At 72.9% G+C, this 18,466-nt stretch carries 16 protein-coding genes and 2 tRNA genes; 6 read left to right on the top strand and 12 right to left on the bottom strand.

From position 1 onward, the window contains the following. Window positions 1–84 precede the first annotated feature (84 nt). The 4 genes from FE251_RS05925 to FE251_RS05910 all read left to right on the top strand — a co-directional run bounded on the left by FE251_RS05925 (window position 85) and on the right by FE251_RS05910 (window position 3,650). Window positions 85–1,011: an ACP S-malonyltransferase gene (locus FE251_RS05925; protein WP_139948236.1), complete on the top strand. Its 927-nt coding sequence runs from the start codon at window positions 85–87 to the stop codon at window positions 1,009–1,011. Next, window positions 1,008–2,015 (top strand): beta-ketoacyl-ACP synthase III, encoded by a 1,008-nt coding sequence (locus FE251_RS05920; RefSeq protein ID WP_139073015.1) that lies wholly within the window; start codon window positions 1,008–1,010, stop codon window positions 2,013–2,015. Before FE251_RS05925 ends, FE251_RS05920 begins: the two co-directional genes overlap by 4 nt. An 83-nt stretch (window positions 2,016–2,098) precedes the next feature. Continuing rightward, window positions 2,099–2,347, top strand: a complete 249-nt coding sequence (locus tag FE251_RS05915) for an acyl carrier protein (RefSeq protein WP_139073014.1) — start codon at window positions 2,099–2,101, stop codon at window positions 2,345–2,347. A 64-nt stretch (window positions 2,348–2,411) separates the two neighbouring features. Then, the gene (locus FE251_RS05910) at window positions 2,412–3,650 is read left to right on the top strand and encodes a beta-ketoacyl-[acyl-carrier-protein] synthase family protein (RefSeq protein ID WP_139948235.1); all 1,239 of its coding nucleotides are present in this window, start codon (window positions 2,412–2,414) and stop codon (window positions 3,648–3,650) included. Window positions 3,651–3,687: 37 nt separating this feature from the next. Here FE251_RS05910 and FE251_RS05905 read toward each other — a convergent pair whose 3' ends face one another. From FE251_RS05905 to FE251_RS05870, 8 genes are all read right to left on the bottom strand, one after another. Continuing rightward, window positions 3,688–4,188, bottom strand: coding sequence for a DUF3145 domain-containing protein (locus FE251_RS05905; RefSeq protein ID WP_139073012.1), 501 nt, complete (start codon window positions 4,186–4,188; stop codon window positions 3,688–3,690). 142 nt (window positions 4,189–4,330) lie between these two features. After that, complete coding sequence (locus FE251_RS05900) at window positions 4,331–5,755, bottom strand: dicarboxylate/amino acid:cation symporter (RefSeq protein ID WP_139948234.1); 1,425 nt, start codon at window positions 5,753–5,755, stop codon at window positions 4,331–4,333. A 324-nt stretch (window positions 5,756–6,079) separates the two neighbouring features. Further along, complete coding sequence (def, locus tag FE251_RS05895; protein WP_139073010.1) at window positions 6,080–6,568, bottom strand: peptide deformylase; 489 nt, start codon at window positions 6,566–6,568, stop codon at window positions 6,080–6,082. A gap of 46 nt (window positions 6,569–6,614) precedes the next feature. Then, window positions 6,615–8,264, bottom strand: a complete 1,650-nt coding sequence (locus FE251_RS05890) for an FAD-binding dehydrogenase (RefSeq protein WP_139948233.1) — start codon at window positions 8,262–8,264, stop codon at window positions 6,615–6,617. A 42-nt stretch (window positions 8,265–8,306) separates the two neighbouring features. After that, window positions 8,307–10,760: a beta-xylosidase/alpha-l-arabinosidase gene (locus FE251_RS05885; RefSeq protein WP_139949269.1), complete on the bottom strand. Its 2,454-nt coding sequence runs from the start codon at window positions 10,758–10,760 to the stop codon at window positions 8,307–8,309. 102 nt (window positions 10,761–10,862) lie between these two features. Then, the gene (locus tag FE251_RS05880; RefSeq protein ID WP_139073005.1) at window positions 10,863–11,762 is read right to left on the bottom strand and encodes a carbohydrate ABC transporter permease; all 900 of its coding nucleotides are present in this window, start codon (window positions 11,760–11,762) and stop codon (window positions 10,863–10,865) included. Then, a complete protein-coding gene (locus tag FE251_RS05875; RefSeq protein WP_456237482.1) occupies window positions 11,759–12,742 on the bottom strand; it encodes a carbohydrate ABC transporter permease in 984 nt (327 codons plus the stop codon). The genes FE251_RS05880 and FE251_RS05875 overlap by 4 nt, the downstream gene beginning before the upstream one ends. A 58-nt stretch (window positions 12,743–12,800) precedes the next feature. After that, window positions 12,801–14,102, bottom strand: a complete 1,302-nt coding sequence (locus tag FE251_RS05870; RefSeq protein WP_139073004.1) for an ABC transporter substrate-binding protein — start codon at window positions 14,100–14,102, stop codon at window positions 12,801–12,803. A 116-nt stretch (window positions 14,103–14,218) separates the two neighbouring features. On the opposite strand from FE251_RS05870, the gene FE251_RS05865 reads away from it, so the two are divergent. Next, complete coding sequence (locus tag FE251_RS05865; protein WP_139073111.1) at window positions 14,219–15,223, top strand: LacI family DNA-binding transcriptional regulator; 1,005 nt, start codon at window positions 14,219–14,221, stop codon at window positions 15,221–15,223. Next, window positions 15,220–16,503 carry an endo-1,4-beta-xylanase gene (locus FE251_RS05860; protein ID WP_139948232.1) on the top strand — a complete coding sequence of 428 codons (1,284 nt, stop codon included), beginning with the start codon at window positions 15,220–15,222 and terminating at the stop codon, window positions 16,501–16,503. The genes FE251_RS05865 and FE251_RS05860 overlap by 4 nt, the downstream gene beginning before the upstream one ends. A 136-nt stretch (window positions 16,504–16,639) precedes the next feature. On the opposite strand, the gene FE251_RS05855 is transcribed toward FE251_RS05860, so the two are convergent. The 4 genes from FE251_RS05855 to FE251_RS05840 form a co-directional block, all read right to left on the bottom strand. After that, a tRNA-Asn gene (locus FE251_RS05855) sits at window positions 16,640–16,712 on the bottom strand. Window positions 16,713–16,761: 49 nt separating this feature from the next. Next, window positions 16,762–17,607: an aldo/keto reductase gene (locus FE251_RS05850; RefSeq protein ID WP_139949268.1), complete on the bottom strand. Its 846-nt coding sequence runs from the start codon at window positions 17,605–17,607 to the stop codon at window positions 16,762–16,764. Between the two features lie 159 nt (window positions 17,608–17,766). Next, a tRNA-Asn gene (locus tag FE251_RS05845) sits at window positions 17,767–17,839 on the bottom strand. 85 nt (window positions 17,840–17,924) lie between these two features. After that, the gene (locus FE251_RS05840) at window positions 17,925–18,434 is read right to left on the bottom strand and encodes a hypothetical protein (RefSeq protein ID WP_139071659.1); all 510 of its coding nucleotides are present in this window, start codon (window positions 18,432–18,434) and stop codon (window positions 17,925–17,927) included. Window positions 18,435–18,466: the final 32 nt, after the last annotated feature.

The raw sequence follows: 18,466 nt of genomic DNA, 5'->3' as shown, positions 1-18,466 counted from the left end.
TGTCGATCTCCCACAAGGGGGTCGTGAGGAGTTGGTAGGCGTCGCGCCGCTGGCGTGCCGTGCCTTGTTGGCAGAGTGGAGGCCGTGCTCGCGATCCTCTGCCCTGGCCAGGGCGCCCAGTCCCCCGGGATGCTCTCCCCGTGGCTCGAGCTCCCGGAGCTCTCCACGTCCCTCGACGCCTACAGCGAGGCGGCCGGTCTCGACCTGCGCCGCCTCGGCACCGAGGCGGACGCCGAGGAGATCCGCGACACCCGCAACGCCCAGCCGCTCATCGTCGCCGCCTCGCTGCTCGCCCTCCAGGCGCTGCTCGGGCAGGACACCGCCGCGGTCGACGTCACCGCCGGCCACTCCGTCGGTGAGCTCGCCGCCGCGGCCGTCGCGGGCGTGCTCACCGCCGGCGAGGCGATGACGCTCGTCGGCGTCCGGGGCCGGGCGATGGCCGAGGCCGCCGCCGTCACCCCCACCGGGATGAGCGCCGTCGTCGGCGGTGACCCCGAGGAGGTCGAGCAGGTCCTCGCCCGGCACGGGCTCACCGCCGCGAACGTCAACGGCGGCGGACAGGTCGTCGCCGCCGGCACCCTCGACCAGCTCGCGGCCCTCGCCGCCGAGCCGCCCGCGAGGGCGCGCGTCGTGCCGCTCCAGGTGGCCGGCGCGTTCCACACCGAGCACATGGCCCCCGCGGTCGGCGAGGTGGCCGCGGCCGCCGCGTCACTCACTCCGGTCGCCCCGCGCGCCACGCTCCTGTCCAACGCCGACGGCGCCGCCGTCACCTCCGGCCAGGACGCCCTGGACCGGATCGTCGCGCAGGTGGCCCGCCCCGTGCGGTGGGACCTGTGCTGCGAGGCGATGGTCGACCTCGGCGTCACCGCCGCCGTCGAGCTGGCGCCCGCCGGTGTCCTTACCGGACTGGCCCGACGTACGCTGCCCGGCGTGCAGACCCTCGCCCTGAAGTCCCCCGACCAGATCGACGCGGCCCGTGAGCTGGTGCGCGAGCACGGAGGGGCCCGATGACCCGTCCCACCCTGCGCTCCCCGCAGCGCCACGCCTACTCCCGCATCCTCGGCATCTCCGGGGTGCGCGGTGAGCGGGTCGTGAGCAACGACGACATCGCCGGGCCCATCGACAGCTCCGACGAGTGGATCCGCCAGCGGACCGGCATCATCGAGCGGCGACGCGCCACGGAGGAGCAGACGATCGCCGCGATGACCGAGGAGGCCGCCCGCAAGGCGCTCGAGGCCTCCGGCGTCGAGGCCTCCCGGATCGGGGCGGTCATCCTCGCCACCGTCACCCACCTGGAGCAGACCCCCGCCCTGGCGACGATCATCGCCGACCGTATCGGGGCGAGCCCTGCCGCGGCGTACGACATCTCCGCCGCGTGCGCCGGGTACTGCTACGGCATCGCCCAGGCCGACGCGCTCGTCCGCGCCGGCACGGCGGACCACGTCCTCGTCATCGGCGCCGAGCGGATGTCGGACTTCATCGACCCCACCGACCGGACGATCTCCTTCCTCCTCGGCGACGGTGCCGGCGCCGCCGTCGTCGGCCCGTCCGACACCCCCGGGATCGGCCCCACCGTGTGGGGCTCGGACGGGTCGCAGGCGGACACGATCTACCAGACCCACTCCTGGCTCACCTTCCGCGACGGCACCGACACCTCGTGGCCGACGCTGCGGCAGAAGGGCCCCACCGTCTTCAAGTGGGCGAGCTTCGAGATGGCCAAGGTCGCCACCGCGGCGATCGAGGCCGCCGGGCTGCGGCCGGAGGACATCGAGGTGTTCCTCCCGCACCAGGCGAACATGCGGATCATCGACCAGCTCGCCAAGCAGGTGGGGCTCTCGGACTCCGTGGTGATCGCGCGGGACATCGCCGAGACCGGCAACACCTCCGCCGCCTCCATCCCGCTGGCCGCCGAGCGGCTCATCCGGGAGGGCGCGGTGGAGTCCGGGGCGCTGGCGCTGCAGATCGGGTTCGGCGCCGGCCTCGCCTACGCCGCCCAGGTGGTGGCCCTGCCCTGACCCGGGCGAGTCGCCCCGAGCGGCGCACGCCTTCTGGACCACACTGTCTTTCGACCCATCCACACGAAATTGGAGCAACACGCATGGCACACAGCGAGCAGGAGATCCTGGCCGGACTGGCGGAGATCGTCAACGAGGAGACCGGCCTTCCGGCCGAGTCCGTCCAGCTGGAGAAGTCCTTCACCGACGACCTCGACATCGACTCCCTGTCGATGATGACCATCGTCACGCTGGCCGAGGAGAAGTTCGAGGTCCGCATCCCCGACGAGGAGGTCGCCAACCTCGCCACCGTCCAGGACGCCGTCTCCTTCATCCACGGCGCGCAGGCCTGACCTCGTCGGCCGGGACGGCGTCACCGTCGTCCCGGCCGGCACCCACCCACCTCGAGGAGCAGCCATGAGCCCCACCGTCGTCGTCACCGGTCTCGGAGCCACCACGCCGCTGGGCGGGGACGTGCCCTCGACCTGGAGCAACGCCCTCGCCGGCAAGTCCGGCGTGCGCACCCTGGACAACGACTGGGCCGAGCGGTACGAGATCCCGGTCGACTTCGCCGGCCAGCTCGCCGTCTCCGCCGCGGACGTCCTGGCCCGCACCGAGATACGCCGCATGGACCCGAGCGCCCAGTACGCGGTCATCGCGACCCGTGAGGCGTGGGCCGACGCCGGCGCCCCCGAGGTCGACCCCGAGCGTCTCGGCGCGGTCGTCTCCTCCGGGATCGGCGGCGTGTGGACCCTCCTGGACGCGTGGGACACCGTCAAGGAGCGCGGCGCGCGCCGCGTCATGCCGCTCACCGTCCCCATGCTCATGCCCAACTCCCCCGCCGGGTACGTCTCCCTCGAGGTCGGCGCGCGCGCCGGGGCCCACGCCCCCGTGTCCGCCTGCGCCTCGGGCGCCGAGGCGATCGCCACCGGGGTGAACATGATCCGCTCGGGCCGCGCCGACGTCGTCGTCGCCGGTGGCACCGAGGCCGCGATCCACCCGCTGCCGATGGCCGCGTTCGCCAAGATGCAGGCGCTGTCGACGCGCAACGACGACCCCGAGGGCGCCTCACGCCCCTACGACGTCACCCGCGACGGCTTCGTCCTGGGCGAGGGCGCCGGGATCGTCGTCCTGGAGAGCGCCGAGCACGCCGCCGCCCGCGGCGCGCGCGTGTACGCCGAGATCTGCGGCATCGGCATGACGTCCGACGCCTACGCCATCGCCCCGCCCGACCCCACCGGCGCCGGGCAGGAGCGCGCGATGCGCCTGGCGCTCCAGGACGCCGGCGTCACCGGCCGCGAGGTCGTCCACGTCAACGCGCACGCGACGTCCACGCCCGTCGGCGACGGGATCGAGGCCGCCGCGATCCGCCGCGGGCTCGGCGCCGAGGCGGACCACGTGACGATCTCCGCGACGAAGTCGATGACCGGCCACCTCCTCGGTGGTGCCGGCGCGCTGGAGACGATCCTCACCGTCCTGGCCATCAAGGAGCGCACCGCTCCCCCGACGATCAACGTCACCGAGATGGACGCCGGCCTGGACATCGACCTCGTGCGCGACATCCCGCGCGCGCTGCCCGCCGGCGACGTCGTCGGGGTCAACAACGCCTTCGGGTTCGGCGGCCACAACGTCGCCCTCGCCGTCCGCAACGTCTGACGCGGGCCGGGACCGGCCGCGCCGGTCCCGGCCGGTCTCAGCCGACCCGGTGGAGCCAGCGCACCGGCGCGCCCGCACCGGCGTAGCGGAACGGCTCGAGCTCGTCGTCCCACGCCTGGCCGATCGCCAGGTTGAGCTCGTGGCGCATGCGCACGGGGTCGGCGGCGTGCTCGAGGGCGGAACGGACCCGGTCCTCCGGCACGACGACGTTGCCGTGCGCGTCGGTCTGCGCGTGGAAGATGCCGAGCTCGGGCGTGTGCGACCAGCGCCCGCCGTCGACCCCGGGCGTCGGGTCCTCGGTGACCTCGTAGCGCAGGTGGTTCCACCCGCGCAGCGCGGAGGCGAGCCGCGCCCCGGTCCCGACCGGGCCGGCCCAGGAGTACTCGGCGCGGAACATTCCCGGCGCGGCAGGCTGGGGCGTCCACTCCATCGTGACGCGGCCGTCGAGGACCGTGCCGGCCGCCCACTCGACGTGCGGGCACAGCGCACGGGGCGCTGAGTGCACGAAAATGACGCCGCGGGTATTGGCACCACTCATGTCGACCCTCCTGGTTCCTGTTGAGGTGCGTCTTCCCCTACGACCTCAGCCGGAGTTACCAGCAGTTCCGCCACGATCACGGCGTAGCACGGTCATCATGCCACACCGCCGGTGGGCCCGACCAGGACCCACCGGCGGGAGGTCAGGACCGGACGGGGGCGGCCGCCGCCTCGGGCCGGCCGCTCACCTCCTGCGGTGCCCCGTCCGCGTGCTCGACGTCCTCGGTGAAGAGGTCCGTGGCGTTGGCCGAGTCGTACTGCTCGACGTCGAGGATGCCCTCACGCTTGGCGACGATCGTCGGCACGAGCGCCTGGCCCGCGACGTTCGTCGCGGTACGGCCCATGTCGAGGATCGGGTCGATCGCCAGGAGCAGGCCCACGCCCTCGAGCGGCAGGCCGAGGGTCGACAGGGTGAGGGTGAGCATGACGATCGCGCCGGTGAGGCCGGCCGTCGCCGCGGAGCCGACGACCGAGACGAACGCGATGAGCAGGTAGTCGGTGATCGCGAGCTCGATCCCGAAGAACTGCGCGACGAAGATCGCCGCGAGCGCCGGGTAGATCGAGGCGCAGCCGTCCATCTTCGTCGTCGCCCCGAGCGGGACCGCGAAGGAGGCGTAGGACTGCGGAACCCCGAGGTTGCGCTCGACGACCCGCTCGGTGACCGGCAGGGTGCCGATCGAGGAACGGGAGACGAACCCGAGCTGGATCGCCGGCCACGCGCCGCGGAAGAACCGCACCACCGACAGCCCGTTGCTCTTGAGCACGATCGGGTAGACGACGAGCAGCACGAGCGCCAGGCCGATGTAGACGGCCGCGGCGAACGTGCCGAGCGGGGCGAGGGACTCCCAGCCGTAGGTGGCCACCGCGCGCCCGACGAGGCCGAGCGTGCCGAGCGGGGCGAGGCGGATGATCCACCACAGCACCTTCTGGATGATCGCGAGCAGCGAGCGGTTGACCGAGAGGAACGGCTCGGCCTTCTGCCCGACCTTGAGCGCGGCGATCCCCACGACGAGCGCCATGACGAGGATCTGCAGCACGTTGAAGCTCAACGACCCGCTCACCCCGGCGATCTCGTCGCCGGCGCGCTCGAGGGAGACCGAGCTCTGCAGGCCGAGGAAGTTGGCCGGGATGAGGCCGCTGAGGAAGTCGAGCCAGCTGCCGGTGCGGCCCGGGTCGGCCGCGGCGTCCGCGCCGACCGAGGTGTTGATCCCGGGCTTCATGAGGAGCCCGAGGCCGATGCCGATCGCCACCGAGGCGGCGGCGGTCACGGCGAACCACAGCAGGGTCTGGCCGGCGAGGCGGGCGGCGTTGGCCACCCCCCGCAGGTTGGCGATCGAGGCGACGATCGCGGTGAAGACGAGGGGCGGGACCGTGGCGCGCAGCAGGCTGACGAACGCGCCGCCGATGGTGTCGAGCGCGACGGTGAGGCCGTTGGGCTCCCCCTCGGGCGTCTGGCCGATGGACAGCGCCCACCAGCCGAGAAGGACGCCGAGGACGAGCGCGAGCAGGATCTGGACGGTGAACGACGGGGCTCGTAGCCGCCGTCGGGAGGAGGTGGTGGTGGACATGACTGCCTTCCGGGTGTGCAGGGACGACGAGGCAGGCGCGATGGTGCGCCGGGGCGCGGGTGTGCGGACGCGCGGGCACGCCGATGACGACGGCGTGGCGCAGGGGGCCGGCGGCGGTGCCGGCGTCCGGGGCTCAGGTCAGAGCTGAACCGTCCCGCAGGTGCTCAGCGACAACAACAGAGCGCGCTGGCCTGCCGACGCAGGTCGCAGTCGAAGCGCGTGGTGAGATACCAGGTGCGGAGCACACACCCTCCCCGAGGTGAGGGGTCCGACGGTCGGACCGTGGCCGACACTAGCCGACCACGGACCCCGTGGGAAGTGGTGCTACAGCATCTCCCGGATGGCGCGCATCGCCTTCTTCCGCTGGCTCTTGTCCAGGCGGTCGATGTAGAGCATCCCGTCGAGGTGGTCGACCTCGTGCTGCAGGCAGCGGGCCATGAGCTCCTCGCCCTCGACGACGACGGGCTTGCCGTCGAGGTCGATGCCCTCGACGCGGGCGTACCAGGCGCGCTCGGTGGGGAACCACAGGCCCGGCACGGACAGGCAGCCCTCGTCACCGTCCTGGTACTCCTCCTCGGAGACCTCGACGATCCGGGGGTTGAGGACGTAGCCGATCTCGTCCTCGATGTTCCACGAGAACGCCCGCAGGCTGACACCGATCTGGTTGGCGGCCAGGCCGGCGCGCCCCTCGTGGTCGACCGTCTCGAGCAGGTCCTCGACGAGCGCCTTGACGCGGTCGTCGATGTCCGTGATCGGTTCGCACGGGGTGCGCAGGACCGGGTCCCCCACGACGCGGATGTCTCGCATAGCCATGAGGACAAGTTTCCCACGGACGAGGCAGTGCTCGGGTACGCACCGCTCAGGTCGCCTCGATGGCGCCCCGCCCGGCCTGGCGGCCGGAGAACAGGCAGCCGCCGAGGAAGGTGCCCTCGAGCGAGCGGTAGCCGTGCATGCCGCCACCGCCGAACCCGGCGGCCTCCCCCGCCGCGAACAGCCCGGGCACCGGCGCGCCGTCCGGGCCGAGCGCTCGCCCGTCGAGGTCGGTCTCGATGCCGCCGAGGGTCTTGCGGGTGAGGACGCGGAGCCTGACGGCGACGAGCGGCCCGGCGTCGGGGTCGAGCAGCCGGTGCGGGGCGGCCACCCGGACCAGCCGGTCACCGCGGTACGTGCGGGCCTGGCGCAGCGCCGTGACCTGGGCGTCCTTGGTGAACTCGTTGTCCAGCGCACGGTCGCGGGCGCGCACCTCCCCGGCGACGACGTCGAGGTCGAGCGGCGCCTCGGGCGTCAGCCGGTTCATCCCGGCGACGAGCTCGTCGAGGGAGCCGGCGACGACGAAGTCCGACCCTCGCTCCGTGAACGCGGCCACCGGTCCGGGCGGGCCGGGGCGCAGACGCTCGAGGAGAAGGCGCACGTCCCTGCCGGTGAGGTCGGGGTTCTGCTCGCTGCCGGACAGGGCGAGCTCCTTCTCGATGATCCGGCGGGTGAGGACGAACCAGCTGTGGTCGTACCCGGTGGAGCGCAGGTGGCGCAGGGTGGCGAGGGTGTCGAACCCCGGGAAGTTCGGGGCGGGCAGCCGGCGCCCCGTGGCGTCGAGCCACAGGGAGGAGGGGCCCGGCAGGATCCGGATGCCGTGCCCGGGCCAGACCGGCGTGTGGTTCTCCACGCCCTCGGTGTAGTGCCACATCCGGTCCCGGTTGACCAGGCTCACCCCCGCCCGCTCGGCGGCCTCGAGCAGCGAGCCGTCGACGTAGGCGGGCACCCCGGTGAGCATCCGGGCCGGCGGGGTCCCGAGCGACTCGGGCCACCAGCGCCGCACGAGCTCTCCGTTGCCGCCTATCCCGCCGGAGGCGACGACGACGGCCTGGGCGCCCAGCCGGAACTCCCCGACGACCTCGCGGCTCGTCGGCTCGCCGCGCGCGGCCCCGTCGGGCGCGAGGACGTCCCCCGCGACACCGTCGACGACGCCTCCCGTCGTCGTCAGCCGGGTGACGCGGTGGCGCGGCGCCAGGCGCACGAGCCCGGCGTCGACGGCGGCCCGGACCTGGCGGGCGAAGGGCGCGACGATCGCCGGCCCGGTGCCCCAGACGATGTGGAAGCGGGGCACGGAGTTCCCCGGCCCGGCGGCGAGCCCGCCCCCGCGCTCCGCCCAGCCGACGACGGGGAAGAACCGCACGCCCAGGGAGTGCAGCCACGCGCGCTTCTCCCCGGCGGCGAAGCGCACGTAGGCACGCGCCCAGCGCTCGGGCCACAGGTCCTCGCGCGGGCGGTCGAAGCCGGCGGTGCCGGCCCAGTCCTGCCAGGCGAGCTCCGCACTGTCGCGCACCCCCATGCGGCGCTGCTCCGGGGAGTCGACGAGGAACAGCCCGCCGAAGGACCAGAAGGCCTGCCCGCCGAGGTCGGTGAGCGGCTGCTGGTCCACGAGGACCACCCGGCGCCCGGCACCGGCGAGCTCGGCGGTCGCGACGAGCCCAGCCAGGCCCGCCCCCACGACGACGACGTCGGCGTCCATGAACCCCTCCTCGCACCGGCGCCCCCGCCGACCGTCGCCAGGCTAACGGCCGCTGCCGACGGGCACGGTCGTTCCGGTGCGCCCGGCGGTCCCCGGCGCCGCGACGTGGACCCCGACGACGCGGGCGTCCTCCGCCGTCACCTCGTGGACAGGCCCGCGGACGGTGAGCGTGGCCCGCGGGGTCGCCGTCCCGGGGACCGCGGGTCCTTCGTCCTTGCGCTCGCTGCGGATGGCGTAGTTCGCCGGCTCCTCCCCCGCCGCCGCGGGCGCCGAGGCCGCGGCGTGGGAACCGGCCCACACCTCGACGTCGCCGGGCTCGACGACCCGCACGAGGCGGCGGTCGGAGAACGCCAGGCGCGTCGTCGGCACGGTGAACGTCACCCGGCGTGACTCCCCGGGCTGCAGCGGGACGCGGGCGTAGCCGAGGAGCTGGGCCACCGGCCGCGCGACGGACCCGACGAGGTCGCGCCCGTAGAGCTGGACGACGTCGCTCGCCGCGACCTGCCCGGTGTTCCTCACCGTCACCGCGGCGGTGAACGTGCCGCCCGCCCGGACCTCGGGGTCCACCACGAGGTCGGTGTAGGCGAACTGCGTGTAGGACAGCCCGAAGCCGAAGGGGCGCAGCGGCGTGGAGTCCGCCGACGTCACCTCCGAGGGGCCGCCGAGGATCGGGTGGAGGTAGGTGTAGGGCTGCGCACCCGCCGAGCGCGGCAGTGACACCGGCAGCCGCCCGGACGGGGCGACCACGCCGGTGAGGACGTCGGCGATCGCCAGACCGCCGGCCTCACCGGGGAAGAACGCCTGGAGGACGGCACCCGGCCGAGGACCAGGCCCTTCCAGGGCCCAGCCGACGGCGTAGGGACGGCCGGTGACGAGAACCATGACGACCGGCGTGCCGGTCGCGAGGACGGCCTCGACGAGCTCGCGCTGCACCCCCGGCAGGTCGAGGGACTCGGTGTCGTTGCCCTCGCCCACCGTGCCGCGGCCGAACAGGCCGGCCTGGTCGCCGACGACGACGACCGCGACGTCAGCGCCCTCCGCCGCCGCGACCGCCTCGGCGAAGGCCGAGGTGTCCTCCCCCTCGACGGCGCAGCCGGGGACGTGCACCAGCTCGGGCTGCGGCATCCCGGCGGCGGCGAACGCCGTGCCGAGCGCGTCGCGGACGGTCGGGATCGCGAGGCCGGGGTCGTGGTCGGGGTAGTGCGCGAGGACGTGGTTGGTGAAGGAGTAGCAGCCCTGGAGGGCCGCGGCCCGGTCGGCGTTGGGGCCGATGACGGCCACCCGCCGCGGCGCGCGTACCCAGCTGCGCAACGGCAGGACGCCGTCGTTGGCGAGCAGGACGATCGACTTCTCGGCCAGCCGGCGTGCCACGTCCCGGTGGCGGGGGGAGTCGAGGTCGACGACGGCGGGCGGCTCGTCCTCGAACGCGTCGGGGTCGAGCAGCCCGAGCTCCTCCTTCTGCGACAGCGCCCGCAGCACGGCGCGGTCGACGTACTGCTCGTCGAGCTGCCCGGCGCGCACGCGCGCGGCGAGCGGCTCGAGGTAGGCGTCCCCGGTGGGCAGCTCGACGTCGACGCCCGCCTCGAGGGCGAGCGCCGCAGCCTCACCGCGGTCGGCGGCGACGGCGTGCATGACCTCGAGGAAGGCGACGGCGAAGTAGTCGGCGACGACGACGCCGTCGAACCCGAGCCGCTCACGCAGCACCCCGGTGAGGTACTCGACGCTCGAGGCCATCGGCACGCCGTCGACGTCGGTGTAGGAGTTCATCACCGAGCGGGCACCGCCGTCGCGCAGGGCCATCTCGAAGGGCGGCAGCTGGACGTCGGCGATCTCCCGCGGCCCGGCGGAGACGGGGGCGTGGTTGCGTCCGGCGCGCGAGGAGGCGTACCCGACGAAGTGCTTGAGGGTCGCGTGGACGCCGGAGCACTGCAGGCCGCGGACGTAGGCGGTGCCGACGGTCCCCACGAGGTAGGGGTCCTCCCCGATGCACTCGTCGACGCGTCCCCAGCGCGGGTCCTGGACGACGTCGAGCACCGGGGCGAGGCCCTGGTGGACCCCGAGGCTGCGCATCGACTCCCCGACGACCCGCCCCATCTCCTCGACGAGCGCGGGGTCGAAGGCGGCGCCCCAGGCGAGCGGGGTGGGGAAGGTCGCGGCCCGCCACGCGGCCAGGCCGGTGAGGCACTCCTCGTGGACGAGCGCGGGGATGCCCAGGCGGGTCTCCCGCTTGAGCCGGCGCTGCTCGCCCCACAGCCACGCCGCCCGCTCCGCGGCGTCGACCGGACGGGTGCCGTAGACGCGGGTGTAGTGGCCGATGCCGTGCCGCGTGATGTCGGCGAGGGCGTCTGCGCCCCGCTGGCCTGCGGCCATCTCCCCCTGCATGGGGGCGACGACGTCGCCGCCCTGGTCGAGCCAGTAGCCGACGATCTGCGCGAGCTTCTCCTCGAGCGTCATCCGCGCGTGCAGCTCACGCACACGCTCGGACACGACCGGCATCGCCGGGACGGACGCTTGTAGCACGGGACTGTCTCCTTGTGGTTGCGCGAGCGAGCGCGACGACGGCGTGACGGCCGCTCTGGTGTGGGCACGAGGCTGCGGTCAGCCCTTCACCGCTCCTTGCAGGCCGCTGACGATCCGCTTCTCCATCGCGAGGAAGAACACGAGGGCGGGGATCATCGCGACGGAGGTGAAGGCGAGGACCCCGGCGGTGTCCTGGGCGTACTGGGTGGAGAAGTTCGCCACCCCGAGCGGCAGGGTCTGGGCCTGCGGGTCGCTGAGGATGAGGAGCGGCAGCAGGTAGGCGTTCCACGACGCGACGAAGGCGAGCACGCCGACGGTGACGAGCCCGGGCCCGGACAGCGGCAGGAGGATCCGCCAGAAGAAGCCGATCCGGGAGGCGCCGTCGATCGCCGCGGCCTCCTCCAGCTCCTTGGGCAGCGCCATGAGGAAGGGGCGCAGGATGACGATCGTCATCGGCAGGGCGAAGGCCGCCTGCGGCAGCACGACCCCCCACATGCTGTTCGTCAGGCCCAGCTCCCGGACCATGAGGAACAGCGGGATGATCGCCACGGTGAGCGGGAAGAGCAGCCCGAGGGTGAAGAAGGTCGTGAGGAACCCCCGCCCGCGGAACTGGTAGCGCGCCAGCGGGTAGGCGGCCATGACGCCGAAGATCGCGACGATCGCGGTCGTCGCGAGCGCGATCATCGTCGAGTTGAGCGCGTACCGCCAGAACGCCGGGGACGTGAGCACGCGGCCGTAGTTCGTCAGGACCCACGGGTCGGGCAGGCTCACCGGGTCCGAGGCGAGCTGGGCGTTGGTCCGGAAGCCGCCGAGGACTGCGTAGACGACGGGGCCCAGGGTGGCGAGGACGACGACGAGCGCGATGCCGTAGACGAGCGGGTTCCCGCGGGAGAAGGCGTTGCTGCGTCGGCGCCGCGGCGAGGTCTCCAGGGTGCCGACCGTGCCACCGGGGGCGGGCGTCGTGAGGGGAGCGCTCATCGCCTGGCCTTTCGCGGCTGGGGTGCGTCCGGGTTGTCCCGGCGCAGGATGAAGTGCTGGTAGAAGGCGGCGAGCACGAGGGAGATGACGAAGAGGATGACGGCGACGGCGGAGGCGTAGCCGTACAGGCTGCGCTCGGTCCCCTGGTTGATGAGGTAGACCGCCATCGTCATCGTCGAGTTCGCCGGGCCGCCGCCGGTGAGGATCCACACCATGTCGAAGAGCTGGAGCGAGCCGATCATCGACAGGAAGCCCCACGTGCGGATGGTCGGGCCGAGCAGCGGGATCGTGATCCGCCGCTGCACCTGCCACCACGAGGCGCCGTCGAGCTGGGCCGCCTCGTAGAGGTCGGCCGGCACGCCCTGGAGACCGGCGAGGAAGAGGATGATCGCCAGGCCCACGTACTTCCAGGTGAGCACGAACATCACCGTGCCGAGCGCGACCTTCGGGTCCCCGAGCCACAGCTGGGTGTACTCCCCCAGACCGACCGTGTCGAACAGCGCGTCCATGACGCCGCGCGGCTGCAGCAGCATGAACCAGATGACACCGGCGACGACCTCGGCGAGGACGTAGGGCACGAAGATGACGACGCGCAGCACCGTCCGGCCCCAGATCTCCCGGTTGAGCAGGAGGGCGATGCCCAGCCCGAGGGGCAGCTGGATGAGGATCGACAGCGCGATGATGATGAAGTTGTTCATCACCGCGTCGGTGAAGATCGTGTCGCGCAGCGCGTTGGCGTAGTTCGCCAGCCCGACGAAGTCGTCGAGCGGGCCGAGCCCGTTCCAGCGGAACACCGAGTACCGCACGGCCTGGACGACCGGCGTGACGATGAAGACCGCGAACAGGGCGAGCGCCGGCAGGACGAAGAACGCGATCTCGAGCCGCTTGCGCACGGCCGGGCGCAGCGGGCGGCGTCCACGCGGCGCGGGGGCGGCGGCGGGCGCCGCCCCCCGGGTCTGCACCCGGGAGGCGGCGTCCACGGTGTCGCCGTCGGCGCGCGTGCCCGCAGGAGGGGCGGTCACGTCGTCGACCACGTCGTCACCGCGTGCCGGCAGCGGCCTGCGTCGCGTCCACGATGTCCTGGGCACCGGCCTGACCGGCGAACACCAGGGCGATCGTGTCGTTCATGGCACCACCGACGTTCTCCCCGAACAGCGTGTCGAGGTAGAGCTGGACGTACGGGGCCTCGTCACGGATCGTCACGAGGTCGGCGAGCGCCGGGTTGGTGAGCGAGGCGATCGCGTTCGGGTTGGTGGGCACGCCCATCCCGAGCTCGGCGAAGCCGGACTGGACCTCGTCGCTGAGGAGGTAGCGGATGAACTCCACGCACTCCGGCGGGGCGTCGGCCGAGCAGGCCCACGCGTCACCGCCACCCATCGGCGCGGCGGGGTCACCCTCGCCACCCTCGACGGTCGGGAAGGGGAACCAGCCGGTCTTGTCGCCCAGGCCCTGCTGGTCCTCGGTGAGGCCCTGCATGACACCGGGCTCCCAGTGGCCGGCGAGCTCCATGGCCACCTGCTCGGTGGCGAGCAGCCCGGAGGCGCTGGTCGGGCCGGTCTGCGCGGGGGTGGCGAGGAAGCCGGCGTTGAACGGCTCGGCGGCGACGAGCTCCTCGAGGTCCTCGCCCGCCCGGACGAAGCACTCGTCGGAGAAGTCCATCGTGTCCGCGGTCTCCGCCAGGACGTCCTCGCTGCACTGGCGCGTGACGAAGTAGTACCAGTAGTGCGCGGCGGGCCACTTCTCGCCGGCGCCGACGGAGATCGGCTCGATGCCCGCGGCCTTGAGCGCGTCGATCGCCGCGTAGAGGTCCTCCATCGTCTCGGGGGCCTCGGTGATGCCCGCCTGCTCGAAGAGGTCGGTGTTGTACCAGAAGCCGACGACGCCCACGGAGAAGGGCAGGGCGTAGGTCTTGCCCTCGTACTGCCAGCCGCCGACCGAGGGGCCCATCATCTCGATCTCCTCGGCGGCCAGCTCCGTGAGGTCCATCGTGAGGCCGGCGTCGACGTGCGCGGCGAGCTCGCCGCCGCCGCGCTCCATGTAGACGTCCGGCGCGTCGCCCGTCTGGAAGGCGGCGTCGAGCCGGGTGAGCATGTCCTGGTGCGCCATCGGGGTGATCTCGATGGTCACGCCCTCGTTGGCCGCCTCGAAGTCGGCGGCCACCTGCTCGTAGTAGCCCAGACCGGGCTCGTTGTTCGAGTTGTGCCACCAGGTGAGGGTGACGTCGCCGCCCTCGCCCGTGGTGCTGCCTTCGCTCGTCTCACCGCCGCCGCCACAGGCGGCCAGGAGGAGGGCGGCGCTGGTGAGTGCCGCCGCGGTGAGAACTCGCTTGCTGCTTCCCATAGGACGCATCCTTCGTCGTCGTTGACTGACCGAACGATGCCAGCATGCCGCGTGACGCCGGACACTGTCAATCGATATCGATAACGGTTTCGTCGCGGTATGGTGCACCGGTGACCATGACCCCGCGGGTGACCATCCACGACGTGGCCCGGACGGCGGGCGTCTCGCCGGCGACCGTGTCCAAGGTGATCAACGGGCGGTACGGCGTCGCCCACGCCACGAGCGAGCGGGTCCAGGCGGTCATCGAGGAGCTCGGCTACGAGTCCAGCCTCGTCGCCCGGAGCCTGCGCAGCCACCGGACCAACGTCATCGGGATCCTCGTCGCGGAGTTCGAGCCGTTCAGCGCCGAGATCCTCAAGGGCGTCTCCACGGCCATCGACGGCACCGGCTACGAGCTGCTCGCCTACTCCGGCGGTGACAGCGTCGGCTCGCGCGCCGGCTGGGAGCGCCGCTCACTGTCCCGGCTCAGCGGCACCCTCATCGACGGCGCGATCGTCGTCACCCCGACAGTCGTCGACTCCGGCGGCACGACGCCCGTCGTCGCCATCGACCCCCACGCCGGGCCCACCGGCATGCCCACGGTCGACTCCGACAACTTCAGCGGCGGCCTCACCGCCACCGAGCACCTCCTCTCCCTGGGGCACCGCCGCATCGGCTTCCTCGGCGGACGTCCCGACCTCGAGTCCTCCCGGCTGCGCGAGGAGGGCTACCGGGCCGCGCTCGCCGCGGCGGGCATCGACGTCGACCCGGCTCTCCTGCGGGTCGCGGACTACCGCCGGGACAGCGCCCGCGCGCCGGCGCGTGAGCTGCTCACCCTCCCCCAGCGGCCGACGGCGATCTTCGCCGCCAACGACCTCTCGGCCATCGGGACCATGGACGTCGCCCACGACCTCGGCATCTCGGTGCCCGACGAGCTGTCGGTCATCGGCTTCGACAACGTCCCCGAGTCCGCGCTCACCTCTCCCCCGCTGACGACGGTCGCTCAGCCGATCCAGGAGATGGGCGGCGAGGCGCTGCGGCTCCTCGTCGGCATCCTCGACGGGACGAGTGACCCCGGCAGCCACCTGCGCCTCCCGACCGAGCTCGTCGTGCGCGCCTCGACCGCACACCCGCGCGCATGACCGTCACGTCCGCCGCCGACGCGTCGCTGCGCCACCGCTACGCCGAGGCGTTCCTCACCGTCCGCCGCGGCGACGGCGCCCCGCTCGCCGACACCGAGGTCACCGTCGCGCAGACCCGGCACGCCTTCTCCTTCGGCAACATCGGCTTCGACCTCGTCGCGCACGCCAACGGGGAGACCGAGGCCGACCCCGACAGCCCGTTCGGCGGAGCACCGCCGGCCTCCGGCGAGCACCTCGCCGCCCTGTGGCTCGACCTGTTCAACACCGCGACGCTCCCGTTCTACTGGGCGGGCTTCGAGCCGCGGCGCGGGACGCCGGACACCACGCGCCTGCTCCGCGCGGCCCGGTGGTTCGCAGAGCGGGGCGTCACGGTCAAGGGCCACCCGCTCGCCTGGCACACCCTCGCGCCGGACTGGCTGCTCGACGTGCCCACCGACGAGGTCGAGACGCTGCTCCGCGAGCGCATCCGCCGGGAGGTGAGCGACTTCGCCGGCGTCGTCGACGTCTGGGACGCGATCAACGAGGTCGTCATCATGCCGGTCTTCAGCAACGAGGAGCGGCGCAACGCGATCACCCGGCTGTGCTGGGAGCGGGGCCGCATCCCCACGGTGCGCCTCGCGTTCGAGGAGGCCAGGGCCGCGAACCCGTCGGCCACCCTGCTGCTCAACGACTTCAACCTCTCCCCTGCGTTCGAGTGCCTCGTGGAGGGCGTCCTCGAGGCCGGGATCCGCGTCGACGCGATCGGCCTGCAGAGCCACATGCACCAGGGCTACTGGGGCGAGGAGCGCACGCTGGAGACGCTCGACCGCTTCGCGCGGTTCGGGCTGCCGCTCCACCTCACCGAGAGCACGCTGCTGTCCGGGGACCTCATGCCGGCCGACGTCGTCGACCTCAACGACCACCAGGTGGAGTCGTGGCCGACGACGCCGGAGGGTGAGGAGCGCCAGGCGCAGGAGATCGTGCGGCACTACCGCACGCTCGTGTCCCACCCCGCCGTCGAGGCCGTCACCTACTGGGGCCTCACCGACGAGGGCAGCTGGCTCGGGGCGCCGGTCGGGCTCGTGCGGGCGGACGGGAGCACCAAGCCGTCCTTCGACGCGCTGCACGGGCTCCTCAAGGACGAGTGGTGGCTGGCGCCGACGACGCTGCGCACCGACGCCGAGGGACGGGTGAGCGTGCGCGGCTTCCGGGGCGAGTACGCGGTGAGCGCGTCCGGCGCGCGGGCGGCGTTCACCCTCGACCGGGACGGCGACGTCGAGGTGACGCTCCCGGCGTCCTGAGGGGGAAGCCTGTCGGGACACGTCAGACTGCCCCACCTCACGGGGCAGTCTGACGTGTCGACGCACGCTCCCCCGTTGGACGGCCGCGGGACGAGGAAGGCCCGGGCGGCGCACACGCCGACCGGGCCTCTCGCTGCTCCCGCGACTGGACTCGAACCAGTAACCGTCCGATTAACAGTCGGATGCTCTGCCAATTGAGCTACGCGGGATCGCGCGGGAACGATCCTACCAGCAGAGCACGGGAGCGACGGACGCGTCTCAGCCGATCCGCACGCCGCCCAGGCGCTCGGCGACGTCGGGGTCGTGGTGGTCCAGCGCGACCGAGCGGCCGGTGTCGAGCGTCGCGATCAGGCTCATCTCCTCCGGCCCCAGCTCGAAGTCGAAGATGTCGAGGTTCTCCGCCATCCGCTCGGGACGGACCGACTTGGGGATGACGACGACCTCACGCTGGACCAGCCAGCGCAGCACCACCTGCGCGACGGTCTTGTCGAACGTCTCGGCGATCGACGTGAGCGTGGGGTTGGTGAAGATGTCGTTCTTCCCCTCCGCGAGCGGGCCCCACGACTCGATCTGGACGCCGAGCCCGACCATGACCTCCTGGTCGACGGTCCGCTGGTAGAAGGGGTGCGTCTCGATCTGGTTGACGGCGGGGGTGATCTCGTTGTGCGCGGTGAGGTCGACGAGGCGGTCGGGGAAGAAGTTCGACACGCCGATCGCCCGGGCGGCCCCCTCCCGGTACAGCCCTTCCATCGCGCGCCAGAAGGAGTAGTAGTCCCCGAAGGGCTGGTGGACGAGGTAGAGGTCGACGTAGTCGAGGCCGAGCTTGTCCAGCGAGGTCGCGAAGGCCGTCCGGGTGCCGTCCTCGCCGCCGTCGTGGTTCCACAGCTTGGTCGTGACGAAGAGCTCCTCGCGCGGGATGCCGCTGGCGGCGATCGCCCGGCCGACGGCGTCCTCGTTGCGGTAGGCGGCCGCGGTGTCGAGGTGGCGGTAGCCGGCGGCGAGGGCGTCGGTGACCACCCGCTCGGTCTCCTCGGGCGGGACCTGGAAGACGCCGAAGCCGAGGATGGGCATCGTCGTCCCGGTGTTGAGCGTGACGGTGGGGATCTGGGTCATGCGAGTGCCTCCGGTTGGGTGTGGGCCGCCGGGCGAGGCTGCGTCCGTCCGCGGCCCTGCCATCCTCAGCGCTCCCCCGGTCCGGCGCGAGCGCAGGCGCCGGCCGGGGATGCACGAAGGCCCGGAACCAGGGGTTCCGGGCCTCGCCTGCTCCCGCGACTGGACTCGAACCAGTAACCGTCCGATTAACAGTCGGATGCTCTGCCAATTGAGCTACGCGGGATCGTGCCGCTCGACTGTAACAGGAGCGAGCGGGCGGTCGGGAGCCGCGACCGGCGCCCCGAGGTGTGAGTTGGGCCGCACTTGGCTCAGCGCGGCAGTCCCACGGCCTCGCGGACCCGCGCCTCGAGCTCGTCGAGCTGCTGGTCGACGTCCTCCCGGCGCGGCAGCGGGCCGAAGGCGGTGAGCTGGGAGTAGAGGCTGCCGTCCTCCCGGCGCCGGACCGTGGCACGCACCCTGGTGCCCTCGACGTCGATGACCTCCTGGTGGACGACGGAGGCCTGCACCCGCTCGCGGATGGCGGCGGTGAACGTCCCGACGTCGTCGGAGTCGAGGACGAGCCGCTCGTCCGGCCGCTCCCGGTCGGCCCAGGTGATGGTGAACGTCCGGGTGTCCCCGTCCCACGTGCCGGTGTCGATCTCGTGCCACGTCGTGCGCTGCCCCAGCCCGTCCTCGCCGACGACGAGGATCGCCTCGCGCGCGACGACGGCCCACGAGCCGTTCCTCATCGGCGCCACGGCGAGCGGCTTGTCACCCGCGGGCAGGTGGGCGGTGACGGCGTCGGGCAGGCGGGGGGCGCGGCGGCGGAAGACAGGCACGTCACCACGGTAACCGAGGGCCCCGCTACGAT

Origin of the sequence: Georgenia wutianyii, assembly GCF_006349365.1 — a bacterium.
Classification (GTDB): Bacteria; Actinomycetota; Actinomycetes; order Actinomycetales; family Actinomycetaceae; genus Oceanitalea; species Oceanitalea wutianyii.
The sequence above is the reverse complement of the archived record's forward strand: the minus strand, read 5'-3'. Positions and strand labels throughout refer to the sequence as shown.